This window comes from Paenibacillus agaridevorans (assembly GCF_003112455.1).
GTDB classification, from domain to species: domain Bacteria; phylum Bacillota; class Bacilli; order Paenibacillales; family Paenibacillaceae; genus Pristimantibacillus; species Pristimantibacillus agaridevorans.
On sequence record NZ_BDQX01000051.1, the window covers coordinates 20,489 to 32,343 of the forward strand.

10 protein-coding genes are annotated in these 11,855 nt (G+C 52.2%); all 10 read right to left on the reverse strand.

What is annotated here, in order from left to right; all coding sequences use genetic code 11:
* Nucleotides 1-4 precede the first annotated feature (4 nt).
* The 10 genes from glnA to liaF all read right to left on the reverse strand — a co-directional run bounded on the left by glnA (nt 5) and on the right by liaF (nt 11,651).
* A complete protein-coding gene (gene glnA / locus PAT3040_RS05235) occupies nt 5-1,429 on the reverse strand; it encodes a type I glutamate--ammonia ligase (protein WP_108991812.1) in 1,425 nt (474 codons plus the stop codon).
* 233 nt (nt 1,430-1,662) lie between these two features.
* Nucleotides 1,663-2,724, reverse strand: a complete 1,062-nt coding sequence (aroF, locus tag PAT3040_RS05240) for a 3-deoxy-7-phosphoheptulonate synthase (RefSeq protein ID WP_108991813.1) — start codon at nt 2,722-2,724, stop codon at nt 1,663-1,665.
* A gap of 407 nt (nt 2,725-3,131) precedes the next feature.
* On the reverse strand, nt 3,132-4,121 hold the full coding sequence (locus tag PAT3040_RS05245; protein WP_108991814.1) for a 4-hydroxy-3-methylbut-2-enyl diphosphate reductase: 990 nt from the start codon (nt 4,119-4,121) through the stop codon (nt 3,132-3,134).
* 54 nt (nt 4,122-4,175) lie between these two features.
* Nucleotides 4,176-5,714 (reverse strand): sensor histidine kinase, encoded by a 1,539-nt coding sequence (locus tag PAT3040_RS05250; protein WP_108991815.1) that lies wholly within the window; start codon nt 5,712-5,714, stop codon nt 4,176-4,178.
* A gap of 3 nt (nt 5,715-5,717) precedes the next feature.
* Nucleotides 5,718-6,410, reverse strand: a complete 693-nt coding sequence (locus tag PAT3040_RS05255) for a response regulator transcription factor (RefSeq protein WP_108991816.1) — start codon at nt 6,408-6,410, stop codon at nt 5,718-5,720.
* Nucleotides 6,411-6,513: 103 nt separating this feature from the next.
* Nucleotides 6,514-8,163, reverse strand: a complete 1,650-nt coding sequence (locus tag PAT3040_RS05260; RefSeq protein WP_108991817.1) for a trypsin-like peptidase domain-containing protein — start codon at nt 8,161-8,163, stop codon at nt 6,514-6,516.
* 245 nt (nt 8,164-8,408) lie between these two features.
* Nucleotides 8,409-8,822 carry a YugN family protein gene (locus PAT3040_RS05265; RefSeq protein ID WP_087572419.1) on the reverse strand — a complete coding sequence of 138 codons (414 nt, stop codon included), beginning with the start codon at nt 8,820-8,822 and terminating at the stop codon, nt 8,409-8,411.
* A gap of 60 nt (nt 8,823-8,882) precedes the next feature.
* A complete protein-coding gene (locus tag PAT3040_RS05270; RefSeq protein WP_087572420.1) occupies nt 8,883-9,548 on the reverse strand; it encodes a response regulator in 666 nt (221 codons plus the stop codon).
* Nucleotides 9,545-10,579, reverse strand: a complete 1,035-nt coding sequence (locus PAT3040_RS05275) for a sensor histidine kinase (protein WP_087572421.1) — start codon at nt 10,577-10,579, stop codon at nt 9,545-9,547. The genes PAT3040_RS05270 and PAT3040_RS05275 overlap by 4 nt, the downstream gene beginning before the upstream one ends.
* 10 nt (nt 10,580-10,589) lie before the next feature.
* Nucleotides 10,590-11,651: a cell wall-active antibiotics response protein LiaF gene (gene liaF / locus PAT3040_RS05280; protein WP_181376450.1), complete on the reverse strand. Its 1,062-nt coding sequence runs from the start codon at nt 11,649-11,651 to the stop codon at nt 10,590-10,592.
* Between the last annotated feature and the right edge of the window lie 204 nt (nt 11,652-11,855).

Below are 11,855 nucleotides of genomic sequence, written 5' to 3' on the forward strand. Positions count from 1 at the left end.
AATATTAGCAGCCGAAGTACAGGCTGTACTCGTGTGGATGAACGCGAATAGATACGGCTTTTGCTTCTGCGCGTTTTAATGCAACGTAGTTGTCGATGAAGTCTTGGGAGAATACGCCGCTTTCTGTCAGGAAGCCGGAATCGGCTTCAAGCGCGTCAAGCGCTTCGTCCAAAGTGCCTGGAACGCTGCGGATTTCTTTTTTCTCTTCTTCTGGCAGATCGTAAATATTTTTGTCAAATGGTCCGTAGCCCAAAGCAACCGGGTCAAGGCCTTTTTTAACGCCGTCCAAACCGGCAAGCAGCATAGCCGCAAACGCGAGGTATGGATTGGCCGTGGAGTCCGGCGTACGGAACTCGATACGGCAGCCTTTAGGCGTTACCGCAGCAATCGGGATACGAACGGCCGCGGAACGGTTTCCTTTGGAGAATACCAGGTTAACCGGCGCTTCATAACCAGGAACCAGACGTTTGAAGGAGTTCGTGCTCGGGTTCGTAATTGCGATCAGAGCCGGAGCGTGGTACAAAACACCTGCGATGTAGCTCATAGCGAGCTTGCTCAGGTTTGCATATTCTTTGTTGTCGTAGAACAGCGGCTCGTCGCCGTTAAAGATCGACGTATGAACGTGCATGCCGCTGCCGTTGTCGCCGAACAGCGGTTTCGGCATGAATGTTGCCACTTTGCCCCACTGGCGGGCTACGTTGTGAACGATATATTTGTATTTCATCAGGTTGTCTGCTGTTTTGGTCAGCGTATCGAAGCGGAAGTTGATCTCGGCTTGGCCGGCAGTAGCAACTTCGTGGTGATGACGCTCAACGCGAAGACCCGTTTCTTGCATCAGGCGAACCATCTCGCTGCGGATATCTTGCTGGGAGTCCACTGGTGCGACAGGAACGTAACCGCCTTTAACAGGAATCTTGAAGCCCAGGTTGCCGCCCTCTTCTTTGCGTGCCGTGTTCCAAGCCCCTTCCTCGGAATCAACCGAGAAGAAGGAAGTGTTCATCGAGCTTTCGTAACGTACATCGTCAAAGATAAAAAATTCGGATTCAGGCGCGAAGAATGCTGTTGTACCGATACCCGTTGTTTGCAGGTATTCTTCAGCTTTCTGAGCGATGCTGCGCGGATCGCGCTCATAACGCTTGCCGTCTGGAGTGTAGATATCGCACATTACATTCAAAGTTGGATGGCTCGTGAATGGATCAACAAATACGGATTCCGGGTCAGGCATCATAACCATATCGGATTCTTCGATACCGCGAAAACCAGGGATCGAGGAACCGTCGAAAGCTACGCCGTTTACGAACGTATCTGCGTCCACCTCTGTAGAAGGCAACGTAATATGATGCGCGCCACCGGCAAGGCTGATAAAGCGGAAATCGACAAACTGGATGTTATTTTCTTTAATTTGATCCAAAACCTTTTGAACTGACATCTAAACTTCCTCCATTTCCGAACATTAACTTGTGTTTTAAAGACGAACGTTCAACAATCGCTCCAAACCATGTCGTAATTATAAAACTACCTTTTCTCTCCGTCAATACTTATGTCAGGTATTTTTTATCGTAATGTGAGGAATACTCACAAGTTTAAATTTCTGTTCACAAAACGGCTTTTAAATGCAAAAAAAGAACGCATGGCCATCTCTGCCATGCGTTCCGAATCCTTCTATTTGATCCATTCTACAAAAGCGTCTGCGGGAGCTTTAGCCGTTGCGAACTCTTTGCCCACAAGGGGAGCCAGTTGCTCCAGCTCCTTTAACAGCTTCGCGAATTGATCCGGGAACAGCGACTGAACGCCATCGCCCGTCATGGAGTTATCGGGATCCGTGTGCATCTCGATAATAAGCCCGTTCGCTCCCGCGGCAACGGAGGCTTTGGACATCGGCTCTACCAATTCGCGTCGGCCCGTGCCGTGGCTCGGGTCGGAAATGACGGGAAGATGGCTAAGCGATTGCAAGACAGGGATTGCGGACAGATCCAGCGTGTTGCGGGTATATGTCTCAAACGTTCGGATTCCCCGCTCGCACAACATGACGTTAGGATTGCCGCCGGCAAGAATGTATTCCGCCGCGTTCAGGAACTCGTCGTACGTGGAGCTGAAGCCCCGCTTGAGCAGCACCGGCGTCTGAATCGTGCCCAGCTTGCGAAGCAGATCGAAGTTTTGCATATTGCGCGTGCCAACCTGCAGGATGTCGGCGTATTCTGCGCAGATGTCCACGTATTCCGGCGTCATGACCTCTGTAATCGTCAGAAGACCGTGTTTCTTGCCCGCCTCAGCCATCATGATGAGCCCTTCTACGCCAACGCCCTGGAAGCTGTATGGCCCTGTTCTGGGCTTGAAGGCGCCGCCCCGCAGTACTTGGCCGCCTGCGGCCTTGACCAATCTTGCGATCTCGTCGATCTGCTCCGGCGACTCCACCGCGCACGGACCGCCCATAATGACAAGATTGCTGCCTCCGATCTTGACGCCTTTTATATCGATGATCGTATCGTCCGGATGGAAGTCACGGCTAGCCAGCTTATACGACTTCGAAATTTTGATGACGTTCTCTACGCCCTGCATGGAGCGCAGATGCTCTGCAAGCGTAGGCATCGCATTGCCGATGATTCCGATAACCGTCCGATCCGTCCCTTTGGATACATGAGCCTGAACGCCTGTATTTTCGATATAACGAACGATTTCACCTATTCTTTCGTCCGATACGCTGTTTTTAGTAATCACTATCATCGCCATCTCTCCTTTTAGAGGAAATTCAAATTCCGATTTCCATCACGAAGTTTTTCATGAAGCATATTCGGCATCGAATCTTGAATTCAGCCGAACCTTCCGTTTCTCACGTAGCGCTGCTACGCTCCGATACTCAGTTTCTAGCTTCATCCAACCTTCTCGGTGCTGAAAACCAAAATTTTTGAACCTCATTTTAATTTTTAAAAATACATAATACATAACATATTAAATCCAATATTTCGCTTTCGCACTTAAAAGCTTTTAGGCTTTTAAGCTTTTATGCTTTTAATCGCTAAAGTAAATATACAGGATGGGACGACGTTTCGTCAACCCCTGTCGTAAATCTTATTTTGCAAAGAAAGCGGCAAGCGACACCGTAGTGCCCTCGCCGCCTCTCCCTCATCCCGTTATTTCGCCACTGTAGCGGATTCAGAGCTGCCGCCGCTTTCGTTACTCGACTTGACGCGCACGTTCGGAAGCAGCTTGTTCATATTCACCGTCCGGTTGATCTCCCAAGTGGATGGATCGCGATAATCGAACTGCTCCAGATAAGCGATCACTTCCTTCGTAATCGGAGTTGGCGTGGACGCTCCTGAAGTAACGGCTACTCGATCCAGGCCGTCCAGCCACTCGCGCTTGATCTCGCTGACGTCGGATACGCGATAAGCTTTGACGCCCGCAATCTCCTCCGACACTTGCGCAAGGCGGTTGGAGTTGTTGCTGCGCGGATCGCCGACGACGATACATAGCTGGGCTTCGCCCGCCTGTCCGGCCACCGCTTCCTGCCGAACCTGAGTAGCAAGGCAAATCTCGTTATGAATCTCTGCATGGGGATACTTCTCCTGCAGCCTCTTCATAATATGGCGAATATCCCATTGCGACATCGTCGTCTGGTTCGTAATAATGACTTTTCCTGCGGGCACTACCAACGATTCGATCTCTTCTTCGCGCTCGATGAGATGGACGAGGTCCGGCGCGACGCCGATAGCGCCCTCCGGCTCGGGATGGCCCTTCTTGCCGATATAAATAATATGATAACCTTCTGCCGTCTTCGCGCGAATCAGATCATGGGTCCTGGTTACGTCGGGACATGTCGCGTCCACTAAGGTCAGACCTTTCGCTCTCGCGCGCTCGCGTACTTCTGGAGAGACTCCGTGCGCCGTAAAGATGACGGTTCCTTTCTCGATCTGCTCCAATATTTCCAGTCGGTTCGCGCCGTCAAGGGTGATGACGCCCTCCCGCTCGAATGCTTCCGTTACATGCGCATTATGCACGATCATGCCAAGAATATAGATGGGTCTGGGCATCTCCAAATTTTTGACCGTCTGCAAGGCGATGACCATCGCGTCGACGACGCCGTAACAATAGCCGCGAGGCGAGATTTTCACAATTTCCATGCTGCACCTGCTTTCTGCGGACCCCTCTGGCCAACCGCTCACTAGTTTCTGAGGTTAATCCTCATCAAGGTCCGTTCCCCCCATTATAGACGAATTAGACCTTGGGGAAAAGTCTATCGGCAGCCAAATGATAAACGTTGTGCCGGCCTGCTCCAAAGTGGTGACTTCAACGGATCCGCCATGCTCATCGAGAATCCACTTGGCGATCGACAGACCCAGGCCCGTGCCGACCGTCACCCCGCGAGATTCGTCTGCGCGATAGAAACGATTGAAGATATGCGGTATCTCATCCGGATTCATCCCGATGCCGGTATCGCGAACCATCCAGCCCACATGCCCTTCTCTCCGTACCGAGCTCAGCTCCACGTGGCCGGACGGCGTATACTTAAATGCATTTTCGATAAATATAAACAGCAGTTGCTGCACATAATCGTGATTTCCGTATACGGCGACATGATCCAGCTTCGACAGATCGCCGACCTTCCACTCCGCATTGCGAGGCAATAAGGCTGCACGGCGAGCGACATCCTCGGTCAGCGCTCTCAACTGCAGCAATTCCTTTTCCATGACATAACCTGCATCCGCTCTTGCCAGCGCGAGCAGATCATTAACTAGCGTGCTCATGCGCTTAGTCTCCGCAGAGATGTCCGATATGGCCTCGGTAGAGATGCCGAAGTGCTCCGACGAAAGCGGTAGTGCAGAAGCTGCCGCGGCTCCGCTGCCGCTCTCCAGCTTCGCCTGGCTCCACATCTTCTCCAGCAGGTCGATATTGCCGCGAATCGTCGTCAGCGGCGTTCGCAGCTCATGCGACGCATCGGATACGAACCGGCGCTGCACTTTATAGGCGTCGTCAAGCTCGTTGTAAGCCCGCTCCAGACGGGATAACATTTTATTAAGCGTATCTACCAGCGTTCCGATCTCATCCTGAGGGCCGCCTTCCGGTATTCGGACGCTTAGGTCGGAGCCCTTCTCGATCTGGCGAGTGGCCGTAATGACCCGTTCGATCGGCCTCAGCGCCTGTCTGGCGATAAGCAGACCTACGGTGAAGGCGATAAGCACAACGGCGACGGACAGGAAGATCAAAATCGTGCGCAGTCCGCTCATTTGTTTGTCTTCGTTGAAGGTGAACGTACCTACTTGAAAGATTCCGATCAGTTTACCTTTGTAGGGAATCGCTTTTTGATACGTAATCATTTTATATTTTTCCTTGCCGATCGTGACGTTTTTCGTAAAAAAACCGTCTACGGGATTCGACTTCGCATCGGGATAAGGAATAATGAGATCGTCCAGTTGCATGAGGTTCGGAGATCTGGTAATGTAACCATCCTCGTAATTATTTAATTGAAGGTACATCTGTTTCTCTTGAATGCTGGCAAGCTGTGACCGGGACTCCCAGTTCAAATCAATGGATCGCAACTGGCCGTTCTGAGTGATCAAAGTGAAGCCCAGGCTGTCGCTGGTCGACTTCAACTGACTCTTCACGTCCGCGTAAGTATTCCAATTCATGAACACATACAAGCTGATTCCGAACACAAGCAGCGTCGCCGCCAGAAGTCCCGAATACCATAATGTCAGGCGAAGCCGAATGGACATGCGTTACCCCGCCTCTCCCCTCAGCACGTAGCCCGTGCCCCGAACGGTTTGGATAATTCGTTTCCCTCCGCCTTCCTCCACCTTCTGGCGAAGCATCGCGATATAAACCTCCAACACGTTAGATTCGCCGCTGAAGTCGAAGCCCCATATTTTCTCCATGATGGCGTCTCTTGTCAGCACCCTGCGCGGATTCTGCATAAAAAACAACAGCAAGTCGTATTCCTTGCTGGTCAGTTCAATCCGCCTGTCGCCGCGAATGGCCTCTCGAGCGTCGATGTCGAGCACGAGATCCTCGAAGCTGAGACGGCTTCCTGCATCCTCCAGCTTGTCGGACTTCCTGCGAAGCAGTGCGCGCACTCGCGCCAGAAGCTCCTCCAGCGCAAACGGCTTAACCAGATAATCGTCGGCGCCGATATCCAGCCCCTTGACCCGATCCGTAATATCATCCTTGGCGGTCAACATCAGAATCGGCACGGCGCTGCCGCCCTCCCGCACTCGCCGACAAACTTCCCAGCCGTCGATCTGAGGCATCATTACATCCAGAATCAGCAGATCCGGATCGATGCCGAGCAACGTCTTTAGCCCCTCGGCGCCATTTGCCGCCGTCGTTACCTCATATCCTTCGAATGCCAGGCTTCTGCGCAGCATCGATATAATTCTTTCGTCGTCATCCACAACCATAATATGAGATCGCATAATACTCCAGCTCCCTTCCTGACGCGCGTTTGCAGCAAAAAACGCAGAGTTCTGTCTCTCTGCGCTTCTTGCCTTCAATTCAAACCATCGTTGCTGCCGTGGATTACTGCGTAACTCCGAACTTGTTTTTATCGCCAATCGTAATCTCGAGATCCATCTTCTGGCCTTGGCGGATAATATTGAACTGTACCTTCTCGCCAACCTCGCGTTTCTTAATCTCTTCGATGAGCGAGGTAGTCGTCGCATATTTTTTACCTTCAACGCCCACGATCAAATCATATTGCTTCAGATCGCCGAGATAAGCCGGAGAATTGTAATAGACGCTTTGGACCAGCGAACCTTCCGACTCCTCGATCCCCAGTTGTTTTGCATAGTCTTCCGTCATGTCCCTAAGCTCGGCGCCGATGAAAGGAACCGGCTCCTTCGGAATTTCCGTATTGTTTTTCAGGTTATCCAACACTTCATTGATCGTGCTTGTCGGAATCGCGAAGCCGATGCCTTGCGCCTGCGAGCTGACGGCCGTATTGATGCCGATAACCTCGCCCTTTACGTTGAGCAGAGGACCGCCGGAGTTACCGGGGTTGATCGATGCATCCGTCTGGAGCAAGTGTTTGTAATTGCGTTCGCCCTGCTGGTCTTGAATGTCGATTGGTCTTTCCTTGGCACTGAGCACGCCTACCGTTACCGTATGATCGAAGCCGTACGGATTGCCGATCGCCACGACCCAATCGCCGATGTTGATGTCGTCGGAACTGCCCATCGGCAGCGTAGGAAACGCTTTGTCGCCTTCAACTTTAATGACGGCAAGATCCAGATCATAGCTGGAGCCTAGCAGCTTCGCCGTAAACGGTTTGTCGTAACCTTGCACAGTAACCCTGATTTCGTCCGACTCGCCGATTACATGCTGATTCGTGAGAATGTACCCCGTTGATTCGAAGAAGAAACCCGTACCGATGCCCGTCTGCTGCATCTGGCTGTCTTGTCCGTTCTGCTCCTCCTTTTGCTGCGGCGACGTGTAGTTGTCGCCGAAGAACTGACGGAAGAACGGATCGTCCAGCAGACTGCCGCCGCCTCCGCGCGATTGCACTTTCGTGAACGTCTCGATTTTCACGACCGCCGGACTCGCCGTCTCGAACAATTGCGCGATATTGTCGGGGCGAGCAGCAGCAGTGGAAAGTCCCGAGCCTGCTCCTGCCTGAGCGGACTGGCTCGCGCCGTTGCTCTCCGTCTGTGTCGTCACCACCTCGTTCGACGTAAACCAATTGCGGACGTCGGCCGTATACATCAAGCCTCCGACCAAAATGACACCCGCGAGGAAGGAAGCGAACACCGCCTTGAACGAGGTTCCGGTTTTCTTCTCCTTCTTGGCCTGCCACCCGTTCTTGCCCCCGCCATGGGATGGCGTGAACGGCCTGAGCTGCGTTGGCTGCGGAGGTTGTGCCGCAGCTGGCCCGCTATCCGTTGCGGAACCGTAACGATCGGATGCCGCGCCGCTCTCTCTAGGCTCGTAATCATAAGACGAAGCCGGAGTAGAAGAAGCAGAAGCGCCGGGGTCGTTAGACATTGGCCCGTAAGAGTAATAATATGCCGGCTTTGATTCGCGGGGGCCCTCCGGTTCTACCTTAGGACTGTGATCCGCCCCTATCCCCGAGTCTGAATCGTTTTTGCTATAAGTGTCGCCGGGCTCATCGCTGCGTCCCCGGTTGTCGGAAGAAAAAAACTCATCATACCCTTTTTTGTTTTGATCATCCATTGTCGTTCTCCTCCATCCCGTTACTAGGTACTTGTTATAAAATGAATATTCGTTTTGTTATTTCTATCATGCACATTCTACCTTAAAACAAACTTAAAAACACCTGAATTCTAGATAATTTTCGTTTTGAAAAACTATTATTATTAAAGTTTTCGCGAAGGGGAAGCATAGTCGCTACCCGGATAATCGCTTTAATCGAGGTTGAAATTAAAAAACTCTCTATCGACTCGATAGAGAGCTCTGCTTTAGAAGGGAATAGCGCCCTCCACCTCGCGCATGACAGCTTCGCCGCGTTCCACCCAGCGAGGCTCGATATCGGCATCCGGGTCGATCGGCGATTGGAATTGGTCGAATACCGCCCCTACGACGCGTACGGATGCTTCCGGATCATTGCCTTCATTGTAAAGATGTCTCAAGACGTAAGGCTGTTGAAACTGTATCTGCGCGTTGTTCTCCGACAGCTCGCTGTCGATATTTCCATCGATCACCTGGAACGGGATTCGCAGCCAGACCTTATTCTCGCCGTCGAGAGCGCGGTCGAACGAGCCATGATCGTAGTCCCAGTTGCCGCCGAGCGTAAATTGTCTATCCGTAAGCAGCGCCTGAATTTCCGTAAATTTTTTCTCCTGGCCTTCTACGGTGGAAGAGATTGGTATCATGACATTACCCTCCATCATTTGGTTCCTGCTAGTGGGTAGTATGTCCAAGCATGCTTGCCGTTATGTGTTTTTGGCCCAGCCTTTGCGATGGGCGAGGACGGCAAGCTGCGTCCGATCCTCCAGCTCGCATTTCATCAGCAGATTGCTGACATGGGTTTTCACCGTCTTAATGCTGATATGAAGCTCTTCTGCAATCTCCTTGTTGGATTGCCCATCCGCGATAAGAAGCAGCACTTCTTTTTCGCGCTCCGTCAGCTCCTCGTCGCCAGTCTGCGCATTGCGTTGGCGAAGTCCTCTTGTCAGCGCCTGGGAGACGTCCGCGGTCATGACCGGCATTCCTTTAAACGCTCCGTTAATGGCGTAGATCAGCTCTTCGGCGGATACCGTCTTGAGCACATAACTGACTGCTCCCGCTTCGATGGCTCCGTATACCTTGTCATCCTCCAGGAAGCTGGTAAGCATGACGATCTTCATAGAAGGGTAAGTCGCCATAATGCTCCTAGTCGCTTCTATTCCATCCATCTCCGGCATCATGAGGTCCATTAAAATAATATGAGGGCGATCTTCTTCGCTCATGCTCTTGAGCTGGTTAATAGCACCAACGCCGCTTCCCGCCTCTGCAATCACTTCAAACTTCGGCTCCAGCATCAAATACGTGCGAAGGCCGATTCGAACCATATCGTGGTCATCTACAATCATAACTTTAATGTTTTCCGCCGCGCTCATCGAATTTGCTCACCTCGGTATATTTTCGGTATCGTAACCCGGACTCTTGTTCCGCTTCCCAGCTTGCTGATGATTTCCGCGGCTCCTCCGAGCTTCTGCGCACGTTCTTGCATAGTAGAGAGGCCATAAGAGCCTCGCCTTACTTCATCCGCCTTAAAGCCGGCGCCGTCGTCGGATAACATCATGACGACCTGCCGCTCCGTATCGCTTAGCGTCAATGTGCAATTATTCGCCTTGGCATGTTTGACGACATTGGCCATCGCTTCTTGCACAATAAGGAACAACTGATGCTCCTTCGCCTCGCTAAGCTGATCGTTGAGCCTCCATTCCAGCAAGCCTTGCAGCTTGTTCTGCCTGCAATAGTCGGGAAACCACTTATCGAGCGCCTCTTGCAGCGTCTTGCCTTCCAGCTCCATAGGGCGAAGCTGAGCGATGAAGTTGCGCATCTGCTTCTGGGCAAGATTAGACATCTCGATCAATTGCTCAAGCACGGACGCCGCCCGCGCAGCATCCGCCTCCAGCAGCTTGGGCAGAGAGGAGGCGCACATATGGATGGCAAACAGCTGCTGGCTGACCGTATCATGAAGATCTCGCGCCATCCGCTTCCGCTCTTCCAATACGGCCGCCTCGTTGGAAGCCGATTCCGTCAATACCTTTTCTTCGCCAAGCTGTTGAAGCAGCTTCATCTTTTCTTCCATATTTTTGGAAAGTTCATTAAACTCCCTGTACAGTTGGACGAAGGAGTTCGATCCATTTTCGGGTATGCGAACCTCGTAATTGCCGTTGACCGCTTGCTTGATCGCGAGGAATAATATATCCAGACGCCCGCCGAAGCGCTGCGCGGCCCAATAGCCAAACGCAGCGCTCACAAGAATGACGATGATGATTGCCCCGATCTTCAGCTCCGCATGACCAAAATAATCTCCCATGAGATTCCAGAATAGAACAGCCGCCAGCAACGAAACGGAGGAAGCCAGGACGAACATGCCGACCAGCTCCCACTTCCCGCTTCGCAAAAATCGAACCATCATCTCGTTGTCGTCACCCCACCTTAATAACGCGGGTATCGCCGATGAAAGTGCTGACGACCAGCTTAATCTTTTTGTCCGACTCGGAATATTTAGGGGATTTCACGTTCACGTTCGTGAACAAGCCGCCTTCCTTCTGTCCAAGCACCTTTACGTCACCGATGAATGCAGAGGAGACAACCTGAATGCCAAGCTCGTAATCATTAGGCACGTATACCTTTACATCGCCGATAAAGGAAGAAATGTTGACTTTCGTCTCGCCGTAAGGAATATCAGCCTTCGTGAGATCCAGTACCGTGTCGCCGATAAAGTGGGAAATATTGAGCGGCTTGAGCTCCCAATAATCCTGGCCCATATGGATGTCGCCGATGAAACCGGATCGATTCATCACATTGGGGTCGCTGTGATTCCACCACTCCACATGATCCCGCTGTCCTTGATTCCAGCAATCCTTCTTTCTGCCCTTCTTATTGTCATATCCGTCGTATTGGCTATGACGCTCGCCATCGCGATAGCTGCCCGAAGCGCGTTGCTCGCGAGCATGCTCGCCATGGTGCGGAACACTCTGATCTTCCGACGGGCGAAATCCCTTCTCCTCCGCTTTGGGCGGGGGAACGACCGTTGGATCGGGATGCAGCGGGGGCGCAGGCGGGACATCCTCCGGATTTTTGCCGTATGGACGAAAAGAGGTCCAGTCGCTCTCGGGAGGAGCCTTCCGCTTCGGCTTTTCCGGCTTCCAGATCATACGGAAACCTACGATGATGACGATGATGGGAACCAGGAACGGCACAATGTCGCCAATCGACCAAGTGAACCATTGCAGGTTGTTGCCCAGGAAGACGAATCCGATGAGCAGCATGACCGCCCCCCACCAGCCGGAGCCTCCGTGGAAGCGGCCGCTAAGCAGTTGGGCCACCCCGAAATACATCAAGATGCAAGGCCAATAAGTAGAAAACAGCTCGCCTATACTAATACTCTCGAAAGGGGCTACCCCCAGTTGGCGAAGCAGGAAGAACAATCCAACCGCAACTACGATCAAGCCGGTAAATAGCCGGCCGGCGAAATTACCGTTCATTCCGCACAACTCCTTATGCATGTAACATAGTTTAATCATTTGTAAACCCAGTATAACGTATCCTCCGACGATCAAGTAGGGACGACCGGTTGAATTTCATCTCCGTCTCCAGACCGAGGGACTGTCACACAATGGGAAAGAACCGTTATACGGGGAGACAGCCGCCGGAGCACATAGGCTTCGGCGGCTGCAATACAATGAAGC

What these genes read in the sequence shown, in the direction of transcription:
- PAT3040_RS05270 (WP_087572420.1), bottom strand. Translation starts at nt 9,548, where the DNA reads ATGAGCGCGGCGGAAAACATTAAAGTTATGATTGTAGATGACCACGAT.
- PAT3040_RS05260 (WP_108991817.1), bottom strand. Translation starts at nt 8,163, where the DNA reads ATGGATGATCAAAACAAAAAAGGGTATGATGAGTTTTTTTCTTCCGAC.
- PAT3040_RS05275 (WP_087572421.1), bottom strand. Translation starts at nt 10,579, where the DNA reads ATGATGGTTCGATTTTTGCGAAGCGGGAAGTGGGAGCTGGTCGGCATG.
- PAT3040_RS05245 (WP_108991814.1), bottom strand. Translation starts at nt 4,121, where the DNA reads ATGGAAATTGTGAAAATCTCGCCTCGCGGCTATTGTTACGGCGTCGTC.
- PAT3040_RS05250 (WP_108991815.1), bottom strand. Translation starts at nt 5,714, where the DNA reads ATGTCCATTCGGCTTCGCCTGACATTATGGTATTCGGGACTTCTGGCG.
- aroF (WP_108991813.1), bottom strand. Translation starts at nt 2,724, where the DNA reads ATGATAGTGATTACTAAAAACAGCGTATCGGACGAAAGAATAGGTGAA.
- glnA (WP_108991812.1), bottom strand. Translation starts at nt 1,429, where the DNA reads ATGTCAGTTCAAAAGGTTTTGGATCAAATTAAAGAAAATAACATCCAG.
- PAT3040_RS05265 (WP_087572419.1), bottom strand. Translation starts at nt 8,822, where the DNA reads ATGATACCAATCTCTTCCACCGTAGAAGGCCAGGAGAAAAAATTTACG.
- PAT3040_RS05255 (WP_108991816.1), bottom strand. Translation starts at nt 6,410, where the DNA reads ATGCGATCTCATATTATGGTTGTGGATGACGACGAAAGAATTATATCG.
- liaF (WP_181376450.1), bottom strand. Translation starts at nt 11,651, where the DNA reads ATGAACGGTAATTTCGCCGGCCGGCTATTTACCGGCTTGATCGTAGTT.